The organism is Aliidiomarina iranensis (genome assembly GCF_003987135.1).
GTDB classification, from domain to species: Bacteria; Pseudomonadota; Gammaproteobacteria; order Enterobacterales; family Alteromonadaceae; genus Aliidiomarina; species Aliidiomarina iranensis.
In genome coordinates, this window is sequence record NZ_PIPJ01000008.1 from 15390 (window position 1) to 39948 (window position 24559).

General features: G+C 48.5%; 20 protein-coding genes, 3 tRNA genes and 1 pseudogene. 7 read left to right on the forward strand and 17 right to left on the reverse strand.

The features are described from left to right. Positions 1–2: 2 nt before the first annotated feature. The 14 genes and pseudogenes from CWE08_RS09725 to CWE08_RS09790 form a co-directional block, all read right to left on the reverse strand. A complete protein-coding gene (locus CWE08_RS09725) occupies positions 3–293 on the reverse strand; it encodes an OadG family protein (protein ID WP_126767860.1) in 291 nt (96 codons plus the stop codon). Positions 294–651: 358 nt separating this feature from the next. Continuing rightward, positions 652–728: transfer RNA gene (locus CWE08_RS09730), tRNA-Arg, on the reverse strand. 56 nt (positions 729–784) lie between these two features. Further along, positions 785–861 (reverse strand) — tRNA-Arg (locus CWE08_RS09735). Positions 862–940: 79 nt separating this feature from the next. Then, positions 941–1033, reverse strand: a tRNA-Ser gene (locus tag CWE08_RS09740). Positions 1034–1235: 202 nt separating this feature from the next. Continuing rightward, on the reverse strand, positions 1236–1424 hold the full coding sequence (csrA, locus tag CWE08_RS09745; protein ID WP_126767862.1) for a carbon storage regulator CsrA: 189 nt from the start codon (positions 1422–1424) through the stop codon (positions 1236–1238). A 149-nt stretch (positions 1425–1573) separates the two neighbouring features. Continuing rightward, positions 1574–4177, reverse strand: coding sequence for an alanine--tRNA ligase (gene alaS, locus CWE08_RS09750; RefSeq protein ID WP_126767863.1), 2604 nt, complete (start codon positions 4175–4177; stop codon positions 1574–1576). A 62-nt stretch (positions 4178–4239) separates the two neighbouring features. After that, positions 4240–4740, reverse strand: a complete 501-nt coding sequence (locus tag CWE08_RS09755) for a regulatory protein RecX (protein ID WP_241973885.1) — start codon at positions 4738–4740, stop codon at positions 4240–4242. Between the two features lie 21 nt (positions 4741–4761). Next, positions 4762–5535: an SIMPL domain-containing protein gene (locus CWE08_RS09760; protein WP_126767865.1), complete on the reverse strand. Its 774-nt coding sequence runs from the start codon at positions 5533–5535 to the stop codon at positions 4762–4764. Positions 5536–5634: 99 nt separating this feature from the next. Then, entirely contained in the window at positions 5635–6825 is a 1191-nt protein-coding gene (locus CWE08_RS09765; RefSeq protein ID WP_126767866.1) for an agmatine deiminase family protein, read from the reverse strand. Between the two features lie 152 nt (positions 6826–6977). Continuing rightward, positions 6978–7928, reverse strand: a pseudogene (gene rluB, locus CWE08_RS09770) (23S rRNA pseudouridine(2605) synthase RluB); the annotation flags it as partial. Next, complete coding sequence (gene scpB / locus CWE08_RS09775; protein ID WP_126767869.1) at positions 7925–8530, reverse strand: SMC-Scp complex subunit ScpB; 606 nt, start codon at positions 8528–8530, stop codon at positions 7925–7927. The pseudogene rluB and the gene scpB, both read right to left, overlap by 4 nt. 5 nt (positions 8531–8535) lie before the next feature. Then, complete coding sequence (locus CWE08_RS09780) at positions 8536–9360, reverse strand: segregation and condensation protein A (protein WP_126767874.1); 825 nt, start codon at positions 9358–9360, stop codon at positions 8536–8538. Between the two features lie 51 nt (positions 9361–9411). Then, entirely contained in the window at positions 9412–10032 is a 621-nt protein-coding gene (locus tag CWE08_RS09785; protein ID WP_126767876.1) for an L-threonylcarbamoyladenylate synthase, read from the reverse strand. Between the two features lie 2 nt (positions 10033–10034). Continuing rightward, positions 10035–10913 carry a PHP domain-containing protein gene (locus CWE08_RS09790; RefSeq protein ID WP_126767877.1) on the reverse strand — a complete coding sequence of 293 codons (879 nt, stop codon included), beginning with the start codon at positions 10911–10913 and terminating at the stop codon, positions 10035–10037. Positions 10914–11705: 792 nt separating this feature from the next. Here CWE08_RS09790 and CWE08_RS09795 point away from each other — a divergent pair. Genes CWE08_RS09795 through trpA form a run of 6 tightly spaced genes read left to right on the forward strand, consistent with a single transcriptional unit; the run spans position 11706 to position 18706 of the window. Further along, positions 11706–13463, forward strand: a complete 1758-nt coding sequence (locus tag CWE08_RS09795) for an anthranilate synthase component 1 (protein ID WP_126767879.1) — start codon at positions 11706–11708, stop codon at positions 13461–13463. Further along, positions 13460–14104: an aminodeoxychorismate/anthranilate synthase component II gene (locus CWE08_RS09800; protein WP_126767880.1), complete on the forward strand. Its 645-nt coding sequence runs from the start codon at positions 13460–13462 to the stop codon at positions 14102–14104. The genes CWE08_RS09795 and CWE08_RS09800 overlap by 4 nt, the downstream gene beginning before the upstream one ends. Next, a complete protein-coding gene (trpD, locus tag CWE08_RS09805; RefSeq protein WP_126767882.1) occupies positions 14097–15101 on the forward strand; it encodes an anthranilate phosphoribosyltransferase in 1005 nt (334 codons plus the stop codon). The genes CWE08_RS09800 and trpD overlap by 8 nt, the downstream gene beginning before the upstream one ends. Beyond that, positions 15098–16654 carry a bifunctional indole-3-glycerol-phosphate synthase TrpC/phosphoribosylanthranilate isomerase TrpF gene (gene trpCF, locus CWE08_RS09810; RefSeq protein WP_126767884.1) on the forward strand — a complete coding sequence of 519 codons (1557 nt, stop codon included), beginning with the start codon at positions 15098–15100 and terminating at the stop codon, positions 16652–16654. Before trpD ends, trpCF begins: the two co-directional genes overlap by 4 nt. A 13-nt stretch (positions 16655–16667) precedes the next feature. After that, positions 16668–17888 (forward strand): tryptophan synthase subunit beta, encoded by a 1221-nt coding sequence (gene trpB / locus CWE08_RS09815; protein ID WP_126767885.1) that lies wholly within the window; start codon positions 16668–16670, stop codon positions 17886–17888. Then, entirely contained in the window at positions 17885–18706 is an 822-nt protein-coding gene (trpA, locus tag CWE08_RS09820) for a tryptophan synthase subunit alpha (protein ID WP_126767886.1), read from the forward strand. Before trpB ends, trpA begins: the two co-directional genes overlap by 4 nt. 196 nt (positions 18707–18902) lie before the next feature. On the opposite strand, the gene CWE08_RS09825 is transcribed toward trpA, so the two are convergent. After that, positions 18903–19988, reverse strand: coding sequence for an AI-2E family transporter (locus CWE08_RS09825; protein ID WP_126767888.1), 1086 nt, complete (start codon positions 19986–19988; stop codon positions 18903–18905). Between the two features lie 180 nt (positions 19989–20168). Between CWE08_RS09825 and CWE08_RS09830 the strand changes: the two genes are divergently transcribed. Then, positions 20169–21068, forward strand: coding sequence for a TIGR01777 family oxidoreductase (locus CWE08_RS09830; protein WP_126767889.1), 900 nt, complete (start codon positions 20169–20171; stop codon positions 21066–21068). A 198-nt stretch (positions 21069–21266) separates the two neighbouring features. On the opposite strand, the gene CWE08_RS09835 is transcribed toward CWE08_RS09830, so the two are convergent. Beyond that, on the reverse strand, positions 21267–23819 hold the full coding sequence (locus tag CWE08_RS09835; protein ID WP_126767891.1) for an ABC transporter permease: 2553 nt from the start codon (positions 23817–23819) through the stop codon (positions 21267–21269). Continuing rightward, positions 23812–24489 carry an ABC transporter ATP-binding protein gene (locus CWE08_RS09840; RefSeq protein ID WP_126767892.1) on the reverse strand — a complete coding sequence of 226 codons (678 nt, stop codon included), beginning with the start codon at positions 24487–24489 and terminating at the stop codon, positions 23812–23814. The genes CWE08_RS09835 and CWE08_RS09840 overlap by 8 nt, the downstream gene beginning before the upstream one ends. Between the last annotated feature and the right edge of the window lie 70 nt (positions 24490–24559).

Below are 24559 nucleotides of genomic sequence, written 5' to 3' on the forward strand. Positions count from 1 at the left end.
AATTACTCCTGTTGGTCCGCGGAACTTTCGCGGGCTTGCCGATACTTTTGCACGGCAACGGTAACAGCCGCGAGTTTTGTCGCTCTTGTTGTCGATTCTTGGTCACCGGCTGAGGCGGCTTCGCTACCCGCAGCTGTGCTAGCTTGCTTGCTATTGGGGCCTTGCGATGCATCACCTTCGGAAAAAAATTGAGTAAGGAGAGTAACGGCTATGGTTAAAAGAATAAGGAAAAGAAACACACCGCCCATTCCGGCTAGCATTATTTCTATGGTTTCGGCGAACAGTTCATGCATAACAAGCCCCTGTAACCCGCACGTTTAGAACGAGTGTATAAATTTGTTATGTAATTGTAGAGTGCTGCGCCGGGAAAGAAAAGGATAAACCTTATGCAGAGGAATGATAAAGGCTATAGCCGCAAACAATAAAGCGTAAGAATTGTACATCTTTTGTGGGCAAATAATGACTACCAAAGCGTAAGCATCAAAATGTGAGAATATCTGAGAACAAAGAAAAAGTAACCGCAAAGGCCTAGTGCACATTTGAGTTAAAACGAAGTGAGTTAAAACGAAGTGAGTTAAAACGAAGTGAGTTAAAACGAAGTGAGTTGAAACAAGATAGTGCTGAGTTTTTATAACTCAAGGAGGGAATCAATGGCGCGCTCGGGAGGATTCGAACCTCCGACCGCCTGGTTCGTAGCCAGGTACTCTATCCAGCTGAGCTACGAGCGCGTATTGATCCTATTGCATGTGATTTTTCAATCACCAAGTTGCAGAGCGTTTTGAATTGGCGCGCTCGGGAGGATTCGAACCTCCGACCGCCTGGTTCGTAGCCAGGTACTCTATCCAGCTGAGCTACGAGCGCGTCACATAACAATTTCAAGTAAGAATTAAGCTGCTGTTGAAGCTAGCTACTTTCTTTCTATCAACCATCTTTTCAAAACTGGCGGTGAGAGAGGGATTCGAACCCTCGATAGGGCTATAAACCCTATACTCCCTTAGCAGGGGAGCGCCTTCAGCCGCTCGGCCACCTCACCGCAACTTGTGGGCACGAATGATAGCGATTTGAGCGAGCATGTCAAACGCTTTTTCAACTTTGCACTTCTAACTGCGGTATATTTAAGCATTATGCTTAAATTTTGCTAGTTTTCATTCATTTTATAAGAGAAAAGCCGGCATTGCCGGCTTCTTATTTCTTTCTAAATTTCTCGAGATTTGCGGAGCCAAAACTACAAAAAACTAATCAGTGTTATCTGAATCGTCTTTCTCTGCTTGGATTCGCATGTAAATCTCTTCACGATGAACTGAAACATCTTTCGGAGCATTCACACCGATGCGTACTTGGTTACCCTTTACGCCCAAGACAGTGACCGTGACGTCATCGCCTATCATTAATGTCTCTCCGACACGTCGCGTCAATATTAGCATCCATCTGCTCCTTTCATGTTAGCTTCTCGTGCGTCTATCAACGACGCACTACAACAGAAGCCGTGAAATAGTATCAATTTGCCTAGATTTCGCGATATGACGATCTTCATATTTCGCTATGATTTACCTATAGCATCGTACGAGAAGCCTTACAGCGCACTCTCAAGCCAATGTTTGGCAGCTGCTAACGCAGCATCTAAATTTTCAGGTTGGGTGCCACCAGCTTGAGCCATATCTGGCCGGCCACCACCTTTGCCACCAACTTTTTCGGCAGCTACATTTACTAGGTCACCCGCTTTAACTTTACCGGTTAAATTCTTCGTAACCCCAACGATTAAACTTACCTTATCGTCTTGGCGGAGGCCGAGTACAACAATACCCTCGCCAATTCGATTTTTCAGATCGTCAACCATTTCGCGCAAAGCCTTAGCTTCTGTATTGTGAACTTCCGCTACAATAACTTTAACGCCGTGTATCTCACTTGCGGTATCCAGTAAAGATGCGCCAGCTTGTGCAGATGCTTGCTTTTGCAACTCCGCAAGATCTTTCTCTAGTTGTTTTTGCTTTCCTAGCAGCAACTCAATACGATCCGCTAATGCGCTGGGATCACTCTTTAATAAGCTTGCCGCAGTTAAAAGCTTCTGTTGCTGAGCTTGTGTATAAGCTACTGCACCCGCCCCTGTAACCGCATCAATACGGCGAATACCCGATGCAATTCCAGATTCAGCAACAATGCGAAAACTACCTATATCACCCGTGCGCTCAACGTGAGTACCACCACAAAGTTCCAACGAGTAATCGCTCATTTGAACGACACGCACGTTATCCGCATATTTTTCGCCAAATAACGCCATTGCACCGCGTGCTTTGGCTTCTTCCAAAGGCAATACATCGGTTGCCAACGGGCTATTCAAGCGAATTTGCTCGTTCACCTGTGTTTCAATCGCTTGTAACTCGGCATCGGTAACCGGTTGTGGATGGGCAAAATCGAAACGTAAGCGCTGTTCATTTACCAACGAACCTTTCTGAGCAACATGATCACCCAAAATATTTCGCAGTGCAGCATGAATCAGGTGAGTAGCTGAGTGGTTACGCCGAATCGCCCAGCGCCTTTCATCATCAACCACAGCAAGCACGGTATCGCCTACCCGCAGATCGCTATCAGCGGTGCCATGGTGGCCAATAGCCTTACCAATATACTGAGTATCCGCCACGGTATAAACCGGTTCGCCGGCTACTTCGAGCACACCAATATCGCCAACTTGGCCACCGCTCTCGGCGTAAAAAGGTGAGTTGTTCAATACGATAATACCGGTATCACCTGATTTAAGCTCGCCAACCGATTCCCCGTTGGCAAAAATCTCAACGATTTTGGCTTCACTCTCATAGGCACTGTAGCCCTCAAAATCGGAAACTACTTCAGATTGCAAACGTTCATTATAATCGGCACCGAATTGCGAGGCCTGTTGGGCTCTTGCTCGTTGTTCGGCCATCGCCTGCTCAAAACCCGCTTCATCTAACCCAAAGCCACGTTCGCGCAAAATATCAGCGGTTAAATCGTAAGGAAAGCCATAAGTATCGTACAATTTAAAAGCAACATCGCCAGCTAACACGCCTGCTTCGGGTAGTTGCGCCACTTCGTCTTCTAACAAACTCATACCGCGTTGCAAGGTACGTGCGAATTGTTGTTCTTCCTGCAGCAATGCCTTTTCAATTTGCTTTTGCGCAGCTGCTAATTCTGGGAATGCTTCGCCCATTAAACGGACAAGCTCGGCAACTAACGTATGGAAAAACGGTTCGCTGGCGCCGAGTTTCGAACCATGGCGCACAGCGCGGCGAATAATACGGCGCAATACGTATCCACGGCCCTCATTCGAGGGTAAAACACCATCAGCAATTAAAAAGGAACAGGAACGAATATGATCGGCAATTACACGCAGTGATTGTGCATTTAAGTCATCAGTGCCAACCGCCGCAGCGGCCGCTTTAATAAGGGCAACAAAGGTATCGGTTTCATAGTTCGAATGCACATTCTGCAATACCGCAGCAATGCGCTCTAAGCCCATACCGGTATCTACTGAAGGCTTAGGTAGCGGCTCCATGGAACCATCAGCTTGGCGGTTGAACTGCATAAACACCAAGTTCCAGATTTCAATATAACGATCACCATCTTCTTCCGGTGTTCCCGGCGGCCCGCCCCACACGTCTTCACCGTGGTCATAGAAAATTTCAGAGCATGGTCCACAAGGGCCCGTATCACCCATTTGCCAAAAATTATCTTTAGCGCCTATCCGGCTAATACGATCGTGAGGCACGCCAATTTCATCAGCCCAAATATCGTAAGCTTCGTCATCTTCTTCAAAAACAGTAACCCAAAGCTTCTCTTTTGGTAATTGCAGCTCTTCGGTTAAGAACGACCAGGCATACTGAATTGCTTCGCGCTTGAAATAATCACCAAAGCTAAAATTACCGAGCATCTCAAAGAAAGTATGGTGGCGCGCCGTGTAGCCCACATTCTCTAGATCGTTATGCTTACCACCGGCACGCACACAGCGCTGAGAACTGGTTGCACGCGTATAATCACGCTTATCTGAGCCCAAGAACACATCTTTAAACGGCACCATTCCCGCATTGGTAAATAGCAGCGTGGCATCATTACCCGGAATGAGCGAAGAACTTTGCACAACCTGATGGCCACGCTCAGCAAAGAAATTCAAAAAAGCCGTACGGATCTCGGCGCTTGTCATGCTCATAAATACTACCCTGCCTCAAGTTCGAATCTTCGGTATATGCTAAATTTTATGGCGCGATCTTCTCACAAAATGGCCACTTCGTCATCATCTTCCGCCGCTGCAATCGCAGCATATACTTGCTCTGCGGTGAAGCCACGTTGGGCTAAAAACCGCTGGCGTTTAGCCCGTTCTTTTGCATCTAATTGGCGAAAATTACCGGCTTTTGCAAAGCGCCGTTGATAGCGATCTTTGGCTAGTTCTCGCCAATCAGGCGCGCTAGTGGCAAACACTTCCTCAATTTCCAAATCAGAAAGGCCTTTTTGGCTCATTTCCATACGAATTCGCAAAGGCCCATACCCTTGCTCCACGCGTTGCCGAAAGAAACTTGCCGCGAACCGTTCGTTTGATTGCCATTGGCGTTCTTGCAAGCGTGCTAAAACGCGTTTTATGGCTTCAACATCGAAGCCTTTGTGTTCAAGTTTACGCCGTAACTCATAATCGCTGTGTTCTCTGCGGCTGAGAAGATCCACAGCCCGATGTTCAATCGAACTCTCATCATTCGGATCTTTTGGCGGTTTTGGCACACGATTCAAAAGGTTAACCCACTACTGAAAAATAAATTTCACACTTACCGATACTGATAATTGTTGTTGCCCTACTTCGGTAGCCGTATCCCGTGTACGCAAGGCCATGGAACGCTCTGCATAAGCCGGCGCGGCCCCATGTTCTACCACTTCATGCACGCGAGCAATAGTGCGGTTACTCGCCTCAGCCAACTCTCTCGCTTTTTGCCACGCTTGGGCCATGGCATCAGCGCGAGCTTCGGCGTACAACGGAGAAGGGTCCGCTACTTGAAACTGCACCTGCTCAACACGGCCAATATCCGCCGCCAAGGCTTGATCAATAATTACATCGAAGTTTGCAATATCATCGAGCTGCACTTTCACTGACCGGCTTACCCGATAGCCCAAAAATTGCTGCTCACCATCACGATAATTATACCGAGGGGAAACATCGAGTTGCCAACTGCTAATATTCTCTCGCGGCACTTGCAATCCATCCAGCACCTCTAAAAACGTAAGTGTGGTGTTATCCACGGCCTGCTTAAGCACCCCGAGTTCAGTACCTTCTTCAACAATTACAAAGCTTAAACGTGCTTGATCTGGAATACCCAAGGCCGAGCCTGTTGCCTGCACTTGCACAGTATCCATCACTGCTGCCGTTCCAGAAGCTTGCCCACTCGATTGCCCACAACCTCCGAGAGCCAGTGCGAATAACAGGAGCAAAGAATAAGGTAAAAATTTGTTCACATGTAATGCCTTTCTCGCCTCAACGGGGGCTGCTGCGTTAATACGCGAACTATGGTAAATCGAATTCATGGCCTACTCCTTGGTTATTTCCTAAATTAAGCTTACCAGCAAGATTGCTGCTCACGTAAAGAATGAGCTACAGAGCAAGATTAAATTACTCCCTTAACCTCAATACGCAAAGCTTGCACAATGCCAACCGCCCCCGCCCACGAGCAATGCGCGAGCAGGAACGCTTACTACGCGATAATCAGGCAACCATTTTGCCATCAGGTTCCTTGCAATCTCATCACTAGGCAAGCCAAAGCCCGGCATTACAATTAATTTACTTTGCACAGGGCTTCCACTTTCCTCCGAATCTGCGGCAAGCCGACAGTTTATTCGCAAAAAGTTGACGTAAGAGGCCATCAAAGGCATCCCAGCGATCCGCCGCCGCACACCCGGCCGCTGTTTAATAGTAACCGCTTCGGCGGCACTTAATCGCGGCGCTCTAGGCAGCGGTAGTTTGTGGATTACAAACGCACGGCCCTGTGCATCAACCGCATCCTCAAAAAAATCCAAAACGCGCCGACAAGTTGCATAATCTGGGTGGCTAGCATCATCTGTGTAAGCAATTACCACCACACCCGGCGCTAAAAACGTCGCTAGGTTATCAATATGGCCTCCGGTTTCATCGGCGGCCAAGCGCCCCGGCACCATTAACACTTTATCGATCGCAAACACATCATGCAGCTTTTGCCGAAATTCCGCCGCGGTTAACCCATCGTTACCTGGCCGGAACAAAATACTGCCCGCACAGGCAATTGCCGTTCCTTCACCGTCGTGGTGCAGGGCACCGCCCTCTAGCACCATACTATCGGTTTGTACCCCATCTGCGGGTACACCTAGTTGTGCAGTTAACCAATCGCGCGCTTGAATATCACTTGGATATTGATCATCGATTCCGCCCCAGCCATCAAACTGAAAGTGCCAAGCTGCCGGCTTCGAGCTAGGCGTGCTAGAACTATTCGCGCTCGAACCACCTGAGTTAACCGCAAGAAAAGGTGCACAATCACGCAGCCAAACATCACCATAGCTCACTTCGTGCAAATGAACCGCAAGTGCCGGCGTGAAACTTTGCGCTGCTAACCACTTATTCACAGTGTCTAAGTGCCCGGGCGCAACTTGCAAATTCACCGGAATATTCGCCGCCGCCAACGCTTGTAACAATAGTAAATATTCATTTTGCACAGCAGCCCACTCATCGGCGGTTTGCGGCCAAACTTCCTCGCGATATGGCCAGCGCAACCAAAGGCTTTCGCTTTCGCTCCACTCAGTTCGCAACGCTATGGCCGTAGCTTGCTCGATCGATACACTACTCATACTGCTTACTTCTTCCCACTACCCGATGTATTTTGCGCTTGCCCTTGATGTTGCCGTTGTGGCCGGCCTTTACCTTGCCCTTTGCCACTATGCTTACCTTGATGCTTGCCATGATTTTTGCCGCGTGCTGCTGGCTTGCGATCTTGCCGTGCGCCATCTTGTCCCGTGCCCTCGTTGCGTTCTTCGCTGCGTTTCACATTCCGTGAATGCTCGCGGGCACTGATTGAATCCGAACCAGCGGATAATCGGCGGCCACCTCGGCCTACCGGATTCTCCTTTCGATGCCGCATACTGCCACGGCGCGCTTGCTTTAATTGCCGGCGCTGCTCTTCATCGGTAATTACCGGTGCCGATTCAATCAGTGGTAACTCCACCAAGCGCCGTAAATAATTTACTTGCTCGGTTTGCAACTCCATCCAGCCGCCCTGCACCAAGCCCTTCGGCAACAATAAATCGCCCATGCGAACACGCATCAAGCGGCTCACGGTGCAACCTTGTGATTCCCATAAGCGCCGAACTTCTCGGTTTTTACCCTCAGTTAGAATCACATGGAACCACTGGTTCATGCCTTCGCCACCACGGCGTTTAATCTTCTTAAACTTTGAAACGCCGTCTTCTAATTTCACACCCTTCAACAGCCGTTGAATTTGCGCTTCGCCAACTTCCCCAAACACGCGTACTGCGTATTCGCGTTCTACTTCATAGCTTGGGTGCATGAGCCGGTTTGCCAACTCGCCGTCGGTTGTCATTAACAATAAGCCGGAAGTATTGATATCTAAACGGCCCACCGCAATCCAACGGGCCGCATTTACATAGGGCATGCGTTCATACACGGTCGCACGCCCCTCAGGATCTTTCCGTGTCACTAGCTCACCTTCCGGCTTGTGATACACCAAAACACGACATGGCTGTTCCTCGGCATTGCGCACCTTTACGTGATGACCATCAATACGAATATCCGCAGTGGCGGTTACCCGCTCGCCAAGTGTGGCAACGTGGCCATCAACACGAATTCGGCCTTCGCTAATCATCGTTTCTAGTTCACGGCGTGAGCCATGGCCAGAACGTGCTAATACTTTTTGTAACTTTTCGGTGTCTTTCACGGGTTTTCTTCCTTATTTGTGCCACGCTCCCGCGTGTCATTAGTATCTGCTGCACTTTCCAAGTCGAGCTCAAGCTCAGGCCGAGGTTGTGCTAAAGCCGGTAAATCAGCCACAGATTGTAGCGAAAAATAATCTAAAAATGCTTTCGTTGTTGCATAGAGCGCGGGCCTTCCCGGCACTTCTTTGTGGCCTACTACTTTTACCCAGCCCCGTTCTTGCAACGTTTTCATAATTTGTGTGCTTACCGAAACACCACGCACAGCCTCAATTTCACCGCGTGTTACCGGTTGCCGCCAAGCGATTAAAGCCAAAGTTTCAAACAATGCCGCCGAATATCGGGGCGCGCGATCTGGCCACATATTAACCAATGCCGGGCCTAATTCCGAGCGTGTTTGGAAACGATACCCCGAGGCTACTTCTACCAGCTCAATCCCGCGTTCCCGGTAATCATCTTTCAATTCATCCAGTACTTGCCGAAGCCGTGGCCGATTCAAGCGATAATCTGCAAGCACGCCACCAAGCAGTTGATCCAGAGTAACGGGTGCTTCAGCTGCAAACACGGCCGCTTCTACCAGTTGCTTTAATTGTTTATCTGCAATCATGCCAATTAACCCTCGGCTCTATGCTCTGTTGCGCCTGCGGTTGATTTGCTAACAACATAAATCACTGAATATGATTCAGCCTGAGTAAGCGCGATCAAACCCTCTTTATTGAGCTCTAAAATTGCCAAAAAGCTTACAACAACGCCGGATCGCCCTTCATTTGTTTCGAAAAGCTGCGAAAACTCAATTCTGGTATTCGTTTGCAGCTTCTCAAGTATTCGGCTCATACGCTCACGCGTAGAAAGCGCTTCACGTTTCACTTGGTGATGGGCTTGCACATCCACTAGTTGCATCACTTTTAGCAGCGCTAAACTTAACTCCTCTAGGCTTACCTCTGGCGGCGCATGGCCTGCCAAATCGCGTGCATCCGTATCAGCGTGAGCAATAAAGTAATCGCGCTCTTGCTGCGGTTGCATATCGAGTTCATGGGCACCACTGCGCACGATTTCATATTCTTTTAAGCGCCGAACCAACTCAGCGCGCGGATCTTCCTCTTCATCTTCATCGCTGGCTATCTTGGGCAACAACATGCGGCTTTTGATTTCTGCTAACATCGCTGCCATCAATAAATAATCAGCCGCTAGCTCTAACTTCATTTCCCGCATCATATCCACATACACCATGTATTGCTCGGTAATACGGAGAATGGGTAAATCAAGAATGTCCATTTTTTGCTTGCGAATCAGATACAGCAATAAATCCATCGGCCCAGAGAATAAATCCAGCATCAATTCCAGGGCTTCCGGGGGAATATATAAATCCTCCGGTTGTTCAAAAACCGGTTCGCCCCGCACAAAGCCTAAGGGTAAGGATTGCTGCTCAGTAACCAAATGCTGTTTCCTAATTAGTTATCTTGTTGGCTCAAAAGAACCCTGTTCAATTCAACTAAAACGGCTTGGATCGCCCTCACCTACGCGAATAATTTCCACTTCATCATCCACCAAATCAACCACTGTAGTGGGCTTTTCCATTAAATGGCCACCATCAATAATTAAATCCACTAACTTTTCTAAGCGTAGGCGAATTTCGTAAGGATCAGGCTCTGCAAACTCTTCGTTTGGAAAAATCATCGTGGTCGACATCATCGGCTCGCCCAACTCCGCCAACAAAGCTTGGGCGATATCGTTGTCTGGCACCCGCAAGCCGATCGTTTTTCGTTTTGGATTCATTAACCGTTTCGGTACTTCTTTCGTCGCCATTAACACAAAAGTATAGGGACCAGGCGTATTATTCTTGATTAATCGAAATGCTTGGTTTCCTACTCGCGCATAAACTGAAAGCTCCGATAAATCACGGCACATCAGGGTAAAGTTATGTTCTTTCCCGAGTTGGCGAATAGTTAAAATTCGTTCTACCGCATCTTTATTTTGTAACTGGCAACCAATACCGTAGCCGGAATCTGTGGGATACACGACCACGCCACCCTTGCGGACAATATCAGCCGCTTGCACTATTAATCGATGCTGTGGATTTTCCGGATGGATTTGAAAAAACTGGCTCATCCTTACATTCCTCTTATCTGGAGCGGCCAATCGTGCCACACCGGTGTGAGTTCATTCGGCATTGTTAAATTACGCCCCAACTCACGGTAGCGCCCTGGATAATGAAAATCTGAGCCTGCCGATGCTAATAGCTCGTATTCTAGCGCTAATTCCGTGAGCCATCGGCGCTGCTCTGGGTTTTGCTGGCTACTGATTACTTCCAGCGCTTGGCCGCCATCATCTTTAAATTCGGTAATTAACCGCCGTAACCACTTGTTACTCAAATCATACGCTAATGGGTGGGCAATGCTGGCAACACCGCCAGCAGCATTTATCACGGCTACTGCCTCACTCATCAAACACCACTGGGGCTTTTCGTAGGCGCACTGGCCCTTTCCTAAGTACTTTTCAAAGGCATTTTGCACCGAATTACAATAGCCATGGGCAAATAGCGCTTCTGCATAGTGCAGGCGCGTTACCACCTTAGCGGTAGATTCAGAGTTCAGCTCCGGCCTTGAGTCCGGCCTCGGTGTGGGCAACACATCGGCCGCAACCCCTTGCTTTACAAGTTTGGCATGAATGGCTTCCGAACGTTGATGCCGCCGCTCACGTTGTTCCGCAAGCAACCGAACAATTGCTGGATGCTCAAGGTCAAACTGCCAACCTAAAATATGGATTTCAAAACCTTCCCAAAGCGTGCTGAATTCAACCCCGGGAATCAATTGCAAGCGCGCTAAACGTTGCTCTTCGCGGGCTTTCTTTGCCGCATAAAAGCCACTCACAGAATCATGGTCGGTAATGGCTAATACATCGATTTGCATTACCCCAGCTCGCATCACCATTTCTGCAGGCGTGAGTGCCCCATCAGAGGCCGTGGTATGGCAATGTAAATCAATTTGCATGAGCACGCCTCCATGTATAGTTGCTAGTAGTGATGTAAGTAAGGTTAGCAGTGTGTTTTACAGTATAATTAATAACAAAATTCATAGCGTTATCATACGCCCTTTGCACACACAAAACCATTATTGTGCCCGCCTGTCAGGTTACTGTTCGCGCAAATTTCTTGTCGCGATCTTGTCTGGCCCTTGTTCTGGTGTGTTTAGTTCTAGTGTGCTCAGTTCTGTACTACTCGCATACAACTCGCGTTCAACTCATTCTCCAAGGTTTCACAGCTTTTTGAAAAACCTATTGACAGATTTTAGCGCTGCCGTTATCGTTCACCTATTAATTTTTGCATACAACTTGCATGCTCTTGTAAACGCACAGTTTGTAAACATTCGTTTTGTAATTGTTTGTGCTTTGAAGTTTCGCAACAATTTTCGAGCAACAATTTTTCGAACAACAATGTTTCCCATTACAAAAGCATCAACGTATACCCTTTAATTTGTAACGAGCCCGCCAGAAAGGTTGGGGTTAAACTGTTAAGAGAAACGCACAATATGAACCAATTCGCATCTGTACAACATCATTGGTGGTGGCACTTCCTTCGCGGGTAGTGGATGCGTCTGTGCGCTTTTTATAAAGCAAATTAGAAAACAGAAATTCATTCAAAACCCGCTTAGTAAGCGGGTTTTGCTGTTTTAGCATTCCGCTGAGTGGGTATAAGAAGTACCAAAAAAGCGAGTAAAGGCGAATAAAACACACGCATTTACTAAATACGAAAAGTTTAAATCTAAAATGGATGCCGAAACATCATGCTTGGGAACGAAACAACCAGCACATCGTTAAAGCAGTTACAAACACTGGGAAATCTTTTTCCGATTTCGGTGGCTACGCAATATCAAGCCGACCCGGTTGACGTACTAAAGCGCCTTGCACACAGTGGCGGTGAGCACATTCTGTTGGAATCAGCAGAAATTGATTCACGGCAAAATCTCAAAAGCCTGTTTATGATCGACGCTTCCTTGAAGCTTGTTTGTAGAGGCCAGCAGGTAACGGTTCAGGCGCTTAGTGAAAACGGTGAATGCATTTTAAGTTGGTTACGAGCAGAGCTAAATGAGTTTTTAATCGAAGATGAAGCCAGCGCTAACACCAACTCTAAGGCTAACGCAGGCAAGAGGCAGTGTGTGTTCGAATTTACACTCCCCAAGAGCGATTTAACCGAGCAAGAGCGTTTATCAGCACCGGCCAATACCTTGCCGTTGCGCACACTGCAACAACAGTTAACCGCTTTACAACCGCACCCTTTCGCCATCTTTTTAGCCGGCGTTTTTGCCTACGATTTGTTAGCTACATTCGAGCAGCTTCCGGCCGTAGCCGAAGGCATTAACGATTGCCCTGACTATCAATTCTATTTGGCCGAAACCCTGCTCATAATGGACCATGCAGCGCAACAAACGGAACTGCTTGGGGTTCTCGCCAGCGGTAACAACGCCGAATACAGGCACCAACAACTATGCCAGCGCTTAGGCGAATTAATGAGCCGCATGCAGGCACCTTTTAGCGGTGGTGCTGATCTCTTTTCAACGCATAGCGCGCCAAAACAAGAGCATAGCGCGCCAAAACAAGAGCAAAGCGAACCTAAGCACAGTTCCGGGGCAACAGCCAAAACAACAAGAGCAAAGCTTGATTTCGCTAAAATAACCAGCCACCCGAAACGCGAAGAATTTAAAGCCATTGTTTTGGATATGAAGAAGCACATTGCCGCCGGTGATATTTTCCAAGTTGTGCCCTCGCGCAACTTCACGTTGCCTTGTACAAACGCCTTACTTAGTTACGCTGAATTAAAAAAGAGCAACCCAAGCCCTTACATGTTTTATCTCCGCACTGCTGAGTTCGAACTCTTTGGTGCTTCACCCGAATCCGCATTGAAATTTACCGCCAGTAATCGGCAGGTAGAACTTTACCCTATCGCCGGCACCCGCAGCCGAGCGCGTGATGCTGCGGGTAACATTAAGCCCGATCAGGATTCCCGCATTGAACTTGCTTTGCGGCAAGATCAAAAGGAGCTGGCCGAGCACATGATGCTGGTTGATTTGGCCCGCAATGATCTAGCTCGCATTGCCCGCACAGGCAGCCGCTACGTAGCTGATTTGTTGAAAGTTGATCGCTATTCCCATGTGATGCATTTGGTATCGAGAGTAGTAGCCACGTTGCGCGATGATCTCGATGCCATCGATGCCTACCGCGCCTGCATGAACATGGGCACCTTAGTTGGCGCGCCAAAAATTAGTGCAGCCAGCCTTATTCGAGGTGCCGAAGGCTGCCGCCGAGGCAGTTACGGCGGCGCCGTTGGCTACCTGAACGGAGCCGGTGATATGGATACCTGTATTGTGATTCGTTCAGCTTATGTGAAAAACGGCAACGCTATCGTGCAAGCCGGCGCAGGTGTTGTATTTGATTCCGATGCTGATGCCGAGGTGGCGGAAACCGAACAAAAAGCTGGCGCAGTGCTCCAGGCAATTTTGCATGCCAATGAAGCACTTTCCGCCGAAAATGAGGTAACTGCATGAGCGCTGAACTGAAAAATCACAACGCCAACACAGCAGCCAAAGGCCACATTATTTTTATCGATAATCTCGATAGCTTCACCTATAACTTGGTTGATGAGCTTGCACAAATGGGCTTCGGGCTCGATGTTTATCGCAATACTGTGAGCACTGATTTCATCGCCGCTCGTTTGGCCGAACAAGCAGCCAAAGGCCCCGTACTTTTGTGTTTATCACCGGGACCTGGGCACCCTAGCGATGCAGGCAACTTAATACCGATCATTCAACATGCTAATGGTGTTTACCCAATGCTCGGCATCTGTTTGGGTTTCCAAGCTTTGCTTCAACAAGCTGGCGGTGTTGTTGATCGCTGTTTTGAAACCGTACACGGCAAAACTAGCCACATTGAGTGTTTAGAACATCCTATTTTCGCCGGCTTAGCGAATCCACTACCGGTGGCTCGATATCATTCCCTTATGGCCACTGTGGTTCCTACTGGAACAGAAATTATTGCGTCAGTGAATAAGATTCCAATGGCCTTTTACCATGCTAAGCAACGTAGTATTGGGTTCCAATTTCACCCGGAATCCATCATGACAACTGATGGCGTGCAGCTATTGCAGCAAAGTATCGAATTTTTAATGCAGGAGAGAGTAAATGCTTGAACTCGTGAAAGTGATTAATGGTGAAGTGTTGTCGATGGATGAAACAACCAAACTATTTCAGCATTTAATTGCTGGCCAGCTCACGCAAAACCAAATTTCTGCCATGCTCATTGCCCTGAAAGTGCGCGGCGAAACGCCAGCCGAAATTGCTGGGGCTGCGCGTGCTCTGGTGAACGGTAGTAAAAAGTTCCCCGAGCTAGCTTATGCTGTTGCCGATACCTGCGGTACTGGCGGCGATGGAAGCAACACAATTAATATCTCTACTGCTGCAGCCTTGGTTTCCGCCAGTATGGGCCTAAAAGTGGCCAAACATGGTAATCGCAGCGTATCCTCACGCTCGGGTTCCGCTGATGTTTTAGAATCACTGGGGGTACCCCTTGATCTATCACCTGATGAGAATAAAGTGCTACTCGATGAGTTCGGCTTTTGTTTCTTATTTGCACCTCACTATCACCCGGGTATTCGTTACGCGATGCCGGTGCGGCAAGAATTGAAAACCCGCACACTGTTTAACCTTCTCGGCCCCCTTTTGAATCCGGCTCGGCCGCAAGCACAATTACTCGGTGTTTACACACCTGATTTGTGTTTGCCCATGGCGCAAACCCTGCAACTTTTAGGCTGCGAGCGTGCGATGGTAGTAAACGGCAGCGGGCTCGATGAAATTGCATTACATGGGCCTACCAAAGTAGTGGAAATCAATGCTGGCGAATTACGTGAATACGAGCTCACGCCGGCTGATTTTGGCCTTGAAGAAGCGAGTTTAGAAAGCCTTCGAGGTGGTGATGGCAACCAAAATGCACGCATGCTACACGATGTGTTTAATGGTTGTGGAAAAGATGAGCATGCCAACGCCATCGCCATGAATGCCGCGGCGGTGCGCTATTTAACTGGCAACGCCGATAGCCTAAAAACAGCCACTAACGATGTGCTCGAGCACTTAGCCAGCGGCAAAGCCGCTGAGCATTTACGTCGCATGCAGGAGGAATTTAAAGCATGAGCTTTGTAGTTCATTCCGATACGCCAACCGTATTACAAGAAATTGTTGCTAAGCGCCAGCAACGGCTAGCAGCAATGCGTGAGCATTATCCTGAAGCGGAGATCGCAGCCAGTGCCCTTGCAAGCTCGCGGCCTGTGCGTGATTTCACTGCAGCACTTGCCGAGCCGGGCGCACAATTTATTTTGGAGTGCAAGAAAGCATCGCCTTCCAAAGGGCTTATCCGAGAAAACTTCGATCCAGTAGCAATTGCTCGGGTTTATGGCAGTTATGCAGCGGCTATTTCCGTGTTAACTGAGCCCGATTATTTCCAAGGTGATTTTGCCTATTTACAGGCGGTAAGCGCACAGGTAAACACCCCTGTGTTGTGCAAAGATTTTATTGTTAGTACTTATCAAGTTGATCTTGCCCGATACTTTGGGGCTGATGCCATTTTGCTGATGCTTTCGGTGTTATCGGATGATGAATACCGGGCGTTGGCAGCGCGAGCGGAACAACTTGGCTTGCATATTCTAACCGAGGTAAGCGATGCTGAGGAAATGCACCGTGCCGCGGCTTTAGAAGCCCGAGTGATTGGTGTTAACCACCGCAATTTGCGCGATCTTTCTGTGGATTTAAACCGTAGCCAAGAACTAGCAGCACTAGCGCCAAAAAATGCCTTGCTGATTGCCGAATCAGGTATCGAAAATAACCGCCAAGTGCGCAGTATCAGCCCGCATGTTGATGGCTTCTTAGTTGGGGGTGCGCTAACTGCGCAAGATGATGTTGATATGGCTTGCCGAGCGCTGATTTACGGTGAGCACAAGGTTTGCGGTATCACCAGCGAAGCACAAGCCATTGCTGCGCGCAGTGCCGGCGCAGTTTATGCGGGGTTAATTTTTGCTAAACGCTCACCGCGGGCGGTTACTCAAACGCAGGCAAAGCAAATCTGCCAAACGAGTGGTTTACAGTTTGTGGGGGTTTTCAGCCTCGATGATTATCCCCATGCAACGGAGCACGATACAACGGAAACGGCAGAGGCCATTGCAAAACTTGCCATCGATTTGGATTTAGCGGCCGTGCAATTACATGATGTTACCGAAAATCAGGTGATTACCAAGCTAGCGGCACTGTTGCAAGTGCAAGCACAAAGCCAGGTGCATTCAAGCTCGCGAGTAAAAGCGCGTGGAAAAGATAACTTAGTAACAGGTAACTCAAAAACAGCTAACTCAGCAACAGAGAACCAGCACAAGGTTATTGAGATTTGGCAGGCTCATAGTGTGAAACCTGAGGAATCAGCGATTAACACAGCACCATTTACGCCAGAAGTTGCACGCATATTGTTTGATCATGGCCGCGGTGGCAGCGGCCAAACCTTTGATTGGCAATTGTTACCGGCAACGCCAGAGCAACGGCAACACATTCAACTCGCCGGCGGTTTAAACAGAGAGAATATTGCAAAAGCTGCAGCACAAGGCTGCCGTGGTTTAGATATTAATTCAGGATTAGAGCGCCAGCCGGGGCATAAAGATCCGGCATGGTTGCAACAAGCATTTCGCGCGATTCGGTTATATTAACGAGGTTATGACGATGAGTTCAGAACAAATTTTAAGCCCCTATTTTGGGAATTTCGGTGGCCAATTCGTGCCAGAAATTTTACTCCCAGCGCTCGATCAACTAGAGCGCGCGTTCATTGATGCGCAGAATGATCCTGAATTTCAGGCCGAATTTAAAGATCTTCTTAGCACCTATTTAGGCCGCCCTACACCCTTAACCCTATGCCATAATTTAACCAAAGGCTCACCGGTTAAAATTTACTTAAAACGTGAAGATTTACTCCATGGTGGCGCTCACAAAACGAACCAAGTGCTCGGCCAAGCACTCTTGGCCAAACGCATGGGTAAAACTCGGATTATTGCCGAAACCGGTGCTGGCCAACATGGTACCGCAACCGCATTAGCATGTGCCCTTCTTGGCCTTGAATGCATTATCTATATGGGCCGCAAAGATGCCGAGCGCCAACAACCTAATGTATTTCGCATGGAATTAATGGGGGCAACAGTAGTGCCAGTTGATGCTGGCAGTGGCACCTTGAAAGATGCGGTAAACGAAGCAATGCGTGATTGGACAGCAAGCTACCCGAACACCCATTATCTTTTGGGTACCGCCGCTGGGCCGCATCCCTTCCCTACCATTGTGCGCGAATTTCACCGCATGATTGGCGCCGAAGCAAAAGAGCAAATTTTAGCTCAAGAAGGCCGGTTACCCGATGAAGTGATCGCTTGCGTAGGTGGTGGCTCGAATGCGATTGGTATGTTTGCCGAATTCATTGATGAACCCAGTGTGCGTTTAACTGGGGTGGAACCTGCTGGCCACGGGATTGATAGTGGTGAACATGGCGCTACCTTGAGCGCGGGTAAGCCTGGCGTATTGCACGGCTGCCGTTCATTTTTAATGCAAGATACGGATGGTCAAATCGAAGAGAGTTACTCCGTATCAGCGGGGCTTGATTACCCCGGTGTAGGCCCACAACACGCCCATTTGCACTCGATTGGCCGCGCTGAATATACTAGCGTTACCGATCAAGAAGCCTTAGATGCCTTTAAGATTTTATCCAGCACTGAGGGTATCATTCCAGCTTTGGAACCTGCCCATGCCTTGGCCTATGCTATTAAGCGTGCCCAAACCAGCACTAAGCCAGAAATTTTACTGGTAAACTTATCTGGGCGCGGCGATAAAGACATTGATCACGTACGTAAAATTCTTGCCATGCAAGCAGAAGAAAAAAAACCACAGGAAGGTGAAGTATGAGCCAAGCCGGAAAACGCTATGAAACCATGTTCACGGCCCTAAAAGAGCGAAATCAGGGTGCGTTTGTACCCTTTGTTACTTTGGCTGATCCTGATTTAGCCACCAGTGAAAAGATTATCCGTACACTTATTGAGAATGGTGCCGATGCATTAGAGCTTGGTTTACCTTTCTCAGATCCTGTGGCGGATGGCCCGGTAATACAGGCCGCGAATATTCGAGCGTTACAACATCATGTAACTAAGCAGCAATGCTTCGATTTAGTTGCTCGCATTCGCGCTGATTACCCAGAAATTCCGATCGGCTTGTTGGTGTATTGCAACTTGGTGGTTGCAAACGGTGCGGACGCTTTTTACGCCCAAGCTGCGGCTGCAGGTGTTGATTCGGTATTAGTAGCCGATGTACCGGTAAAAGAAGGTGCTAGCTTTATCAAAGCAGCCCACGGTGCCGGTGTGCAACCGATTTTTATTGCACCACCCGATGCTTCCGCAACCACATTACACCGAGTTGCCGAGGCTAGCGAAGGGTATATCTATTTACTGAGCCGCTCTGGGGTAACGGGCGATACTCAGCAAGCGAGTGCTGCACCAGCGGCCGAATTAATTCAAGTATTGAAAGATGCAGGTGGTGCACCACCATTATTGGGTTTTGGCATTGCCAAGCCAGAACATGTTCAAGCCGCAGTTTCTGCCGGTGCAGCAGGGGCCATAAGTGGTTCAGCTATTGTTCGAATCATTGCCGATAACCTTGAAAATACCGAAAGTATGCTAGATAAACTCGGCGTTTTTGTAAAAAATATGAAGGCGGCTACCCAGCTTTAATGCGCTAGCCTAGCTCGGGAGTTCAAGAGTTCAGGAGTTCAGGAGTTCAAGAGTTCAAGAGTTCAAGAGTTCAAGAGTTCAAGAGTTCAGGAGTTCACAAAAAAGCACCGCTAATACATAATTAGTGGTGCTTTTTTTATATTCCCGAAGCCTTTTCGCGAAAACCTAAGCTGTTATGGAATAAGAAAAGTGCGGCCTAGCCATCTGTTTTTTCAATCGGCAACTGTTGAGTTTCCGCATCGAGGTGGCGTACTTCATCGCCCGAGAGCAAAATAGCGAGCCAACGCGTGCCCGGATTTTCATTAAAACCAATTTTCACGCCCATGGTAAGCGGCACCGAGAGCAACATACCCACCGGGCCCAAGAGCCAACCCCAGAATATCAAGGATAGAAACACCACTAGGGTTGATAAGCCAAGGCCACGGCCCATCATTCTTGGCTCTACAAAATTACCCATCACTACGTTAACGGCTAAGAATAGTAACGCAACGAAACCAGCCATCGCTGGGTTAAACTGAATTAATGCCATTAACACGGCCGGAACCGCCGCAATAATCGAACCAATATTTGGAATATAATTGAACAAGAAAGCGATAACGCCCCAAAGGATATAGTGGTCAACCCCCATCAGCCAAAGCCCAGCACCGATCAACACGCCGGTTAAAATACTGATCACGGTTTTCAAGGCGAGGTATTTATTAATTGCCATTAAAAGGTGGCTCATTTGCGAGAGCTTCTTCTCTGGGCTTGGGAATGCTAACGCTATTTTTTTCGGCATCAGGGCCGCTTCGCTCAGCATAAACACCACGATAAGTAGAATAATGAAAATATTTGTCATCATATTGCCAAGCCCAGATAACAAATTCACCGACATTGAAAGCAAGCGCGAAGGATCGAATTGATTTTGCAGCATCTGCGTATCTAAATGAATATTGAAACCTGCCGCGAAAACCGTTAACGCCTGAAACTGCTCACTCAAGCGCCCCCGATACTCCGGCATATTGGTAGTAAATTCATTTACCGAGTTCACCACTAACCCTGCAAACCCAGAACCGAGCACCAAAATAATTACAAAAATGGCGCTAGTGGCTAAAATTGGCGGTAGCCCTTTGCTGCGAAACCAAAAAATGGCCGGCTGGAATACAATAGCGATAAATAAGGCCAATAAAAACGGCACCACAATCACGCTGGCGGCTTTTATGCTTGCTAAAATTACCATGATAGCCGCGGCTACCAAGAAAAAACGGCTACTGGTTAATAGACCCGGATTGTGGTCTGACATTGTGAGTTCTCCGTATTCGTAACCACATCATCCGCAAAAAGCGTTGTTGGTTTTTTATATCCCAAATCATTATCTTACGTTAAGGCTTCGAAATTAACTATACTGCTTTTGCAACAGCGTATATTGCCATAACGATACGGCAAACCCATATCAGCGGCAACGCATTAAGGGAGGAATCACATGAAAATTCTAATTACCGGCGCCACAGGGCTAGTTGGCTCGGCATTTATTCGTAAATATGGCGAGCAGCATGAAATAACCGCCCTCTCGCGAACGCCAAGTAAAGCCAGTAAAAAATTGGGTAGAGGTATTCGTGTGTTAGGTTCGCTTGCTGAACTTGATAATCTGAACAACTATGATGCGGTAATCAATTTGGCCGGTGAACCTATTGCCGAGAAACGTTGGAGCGAGGCGCAAAAAGAACGCATCGAAAACAGCCGTTTTCGTATCACCGAGCAGCTCACGGCATTGATTAAAAACTCTGAACATCCGCCGGAGGTGTTCATTTCTGGCTCCGCCGTGGGTTTTTATGGACGCCAAGGCGAGAAGCTTGTATCGGAAACCGAAGGTACGCCACATAAAGAGTTCAGCCATGAACTTTGCCAGCGCTGGGAGCAATTAGCGAATGAGGCGGCTTCCTCGCAAACTCGGGTATGCCTACTGCGCACGGGAATTGTGCTCGCTCGTTCCGGAGGGGCCTTACAACGAATGGCACCGCCGTTTAAGTTTGGCTTGGGCGGCCCGATCGGTGATGGGCAGCAAATGATGTCGTGGATTCATATTGCCGATATGGTGGCTGCCATCGATTTTCTACTCAACAAAACAGCCTGTGCCGGCGCCTATAACCTTACCGCGCCAGAGCCTGTGAACAACGAAGTTTTTTCGAAAACCCTTGCGAAAGTGCTGCATCGGCCCGCTATTTTTCGAGTTCCCGCGTTTGTGATGCGTTTAGCTTTTGGCGAAATGTCTGATCTCTTGCTCACTGGGCAAGCTGTGGTGCCAAAACGTTTACTCGAAGCTGGATTCCAATTCGAATATTCTAAACTTGAGCCTGCATTGGCAAACGTTTACCCAAGGTAATTGTGCTCGGCGTTTACTCTGCACCTTTGTGCCAGTGCCAACGCGTTTATACCGATAACAAAAAGCACCGCTACTCTACTAAGAGTGCGGTGCTTTTTCACTGCGCGCTACGTAATTGTACGCTAGGTAATTGCGCGCTACGTAAATTAGCGATATTAGGTGCTCAAAACCACAGCTATTGCCAGGTATTTCGCCACGCTAATTCAGTTGCCGAATCAAATTCCCCGTTTGTTGCCGCATTAACCGCCAACACACCGACCAACCCAACAAGGCAACAATACCCGCACCCACTAATGGCCCGAGAATCCAGAAACGCAAGTGAATACTTGGGTCCATGTTAAACACTTGGGTTTGCAGCATGAAAATCGATAGCTCCATGGCTATGGTGGCAATTACACCAGCTAACGCCCCAAGCACCACAAACTCATAGGTAATAGCCCGAGTAAGTAACGCTGATTTTGCGCCTAAGGTGCGTAAAATCACGAGTTCTTGTTCCCGCTCTTCTAACGAAGCTTGCACTTGCGCAACAAGCACTAACGCACCTGCCCCAATCACTAATACCATCACAAAAGTAACCGCGAGGGAAACATGGCTGATGACATCGCGTACCTGCTGCAAAATATCATCCACATCAATTAAAGATGCTTGTGGGAAATCACGAAATAGCTGGTAAAGCTCCGGCTGCCGCTCTTCCGGCAAATGAAAGCTCGCAATATAGGTAGCCGGCATGTTTTCAATAAGATTGGGGCTGAACACCATGTAAAAGTTTGGCTGCATGGTGTTCCAATCAACATTACGAATATTACTTACTGGCACAGTAAATTCATCGGCACCAATCAAAAATGTGAGTTCATCGCCAATGTTGATACCAATCCGATCTGCTACCTGAGATTCTACCGATACCCCAGATTCGCCCTCGGCAAACCACTCGCCTTCCCGCAATGTATTTTCTTCTGGAAGATCAGCCTGCCAAGTGAGCTGTAGCTCACGGCCAAAGCCTTCGCGATATTCACTATCATCCCGCTCCTCTTTGCTTACGGCATCGCGCACCAGCGTACCGTTAATTGCAGTTAAGCGCCCGGGAACAATTGGATACAAGGTAGTTGCCGACAAATTTTCCCGATCAAACATCGCTTGCATCGGCTCTGCTTGCTGGCTTGCCACATTAACCACGAAGTAGTTGGGTGCATCCGCTGGTAATTGTCCGCGCCAATCTTCAAGTAATTCGTGGCGCAATGCGAGTACCAGCAAAAACAACATAATAGCCACGGAAAAACTCAGCATTTGCATGCTGTTTTCTTTCGCTCGGCGTTGCAAGCCTGCCATGGCTAAACGCCAACTGCTTCCCGCTTGCATGCCGGCTTGCCGGCTGGCGCGAATGAATAATCGGCTCACTGCGAGTAATAACAACATCGCCAACAAACCACCAGCAAACAGCGCAAGCGATAGCATGGCACTGCCGCTGTATATCACCATTAATAGGAATATCGTGCCACCGGAAATAACCCAATGTAGCCAACGCGCTAATCCAGAAGCGGTTAAATCACGGCGCAGCACCCGCAAAGGTGGGACCTTCAGTAAGCGCAACAAGGGGTACAAGCTGAACATGAGAGCACATAAAAGCCCGGTTGCAATGGCTAATAAATATGGGCCTGAGCCTGTGGCTGGCAAATCATAACCAAGCGCGCCACTCACCCAACCCACCACGGAGGCTTGCAAGCCAATACCCAGCAACAAACCAACTACAATGCTTGCCGAGGTTAACAGCAATAAATGTAGCGTGAAAATCTTGCCCACTTGTGATTTTCGCCCACCTAGGGTTTTCATCACGGCTACGGCATCGAAGTTACGCTGTGCATAGCGTTGTGCTGCCACGGCAACTGCGGTAGCCGCCAACACAACCCCTAACAAGCTAGCGAGCAGCATAAAGCGTTCCGCTCGTTCAAGCGCAGCTGAAAGCGGCGAATCACCATCTTGTACATTGCGCCAACGCTGGGTTACTTCGTCGAGTTGTGGTAACAGCCAGTTCTCGAAGCGTTCTAAATCAGCGGGATTCCCCGCGAACAAATAGTTATAGTTAACCCGGCTGCCTGGTTGAATTAGCGCGGTTGCTGCTAACTCATCAAAATGAATGAGTACCGTGGGGCTATCGGCGAATACATTAAAGCCCGCATCGGGTTCGCGGCTTAATACTCGAGTAACCACGAACTCAGATTCGCCCACTTCCAAGCGATCGCCCAATGCTAAACCCAACTGCTGAAATAAAGTGCTTTGCACCCAGGTTTCACCCGGGCCTGGCAAACCCTCGGCTACCTCACCCTGAATAAAAGGTTCTTCGGCTGTTTCCAGGTTGCCCCGCAAGGGATAACCATCACTTACCGCCTTCACATCAACAAGCGCAAGCTCACCGTTGGCGAACGCCATCGAATTGAATGTTACTCGGCGCGCACTGGCCACGTTCTCTGCCTGGGCGCGAGTTAACCATTCAGTGGGTATTTCATCGCCACGGCTACGAAGTACCCGATCAGCCGCCAAAAATTCTGCGCTGCGCTCCATTAAGCCAAGCTGTAAACGCTCGCTAAACACCGACAACGACAACACCGCACATACGGCTAAGGCCACGGCCGCAGCCATGATGGTGAGCTCTCCCCGGCGCAACTCGTGTTTTAATAAACGCCAAGAGATCTTGTGCCAATTCGATTGTTTTTGCCCAGCAACCTGAGCTGTTTCCTGGTGAGTGCCATTACCCATCGCTTGGCTCCAGCAATTTACCCGCGCTTAACCGTAAAATGCGATCGCAGCGTGCCGCCAATTCATCATCGTGGGTAACCATCACCAGCGTGGTGCCATACTCACGGTTTAATTCAAACAATAACGCCTCTACTTTTGCACCGGTGGCAGAATCAAGATTGCCGGTAGGCTCATCGGCAAATAAAATTTGCGGTTGGCCGATAAATGCTCGAGCAATGGCAACGCGCTGTTGTTCACCGCCTGATAGCTGATTTGGGTAGTGGGTAGTGCGATCGCCTAGCCCTACCTTTTCAAGAAGCTCACGCGCTTGTTTTTCGGCATCGCGGCTGCCGGCCAGTTCCGCCGGTAACATAACGTTTTCTAAAGCGGTTAAACTTTGAATCAGCAAAAACGATTGGAAGATGAAGCCGATTTTCTCGCCCCGTAAAATCGCCCGTTGCTCCTCATCCAAATCATTGAGTTTTACGTTATCAATTACAATATCGCCAGTTGTAGGTAAATCTAAACCTGCCAATAAAGATAGCAAAGTAGATTTACCTGAGCCTGAAGTTCCCACAATCGCTACCACTTCTCCGGCATCGATAGAAAGGCTTAAGGGCGAGAGAATTTGCAATTCACCAGCGGTGGTTGCAACATTGCGAGACACTGAAGATGCTTCTATTAGGGCCATAATGATTAAAATTTTCCTTACAAAACTGAGTTCCATTAAATTAGCATACCAGCCGCTAACCCGAACGTTG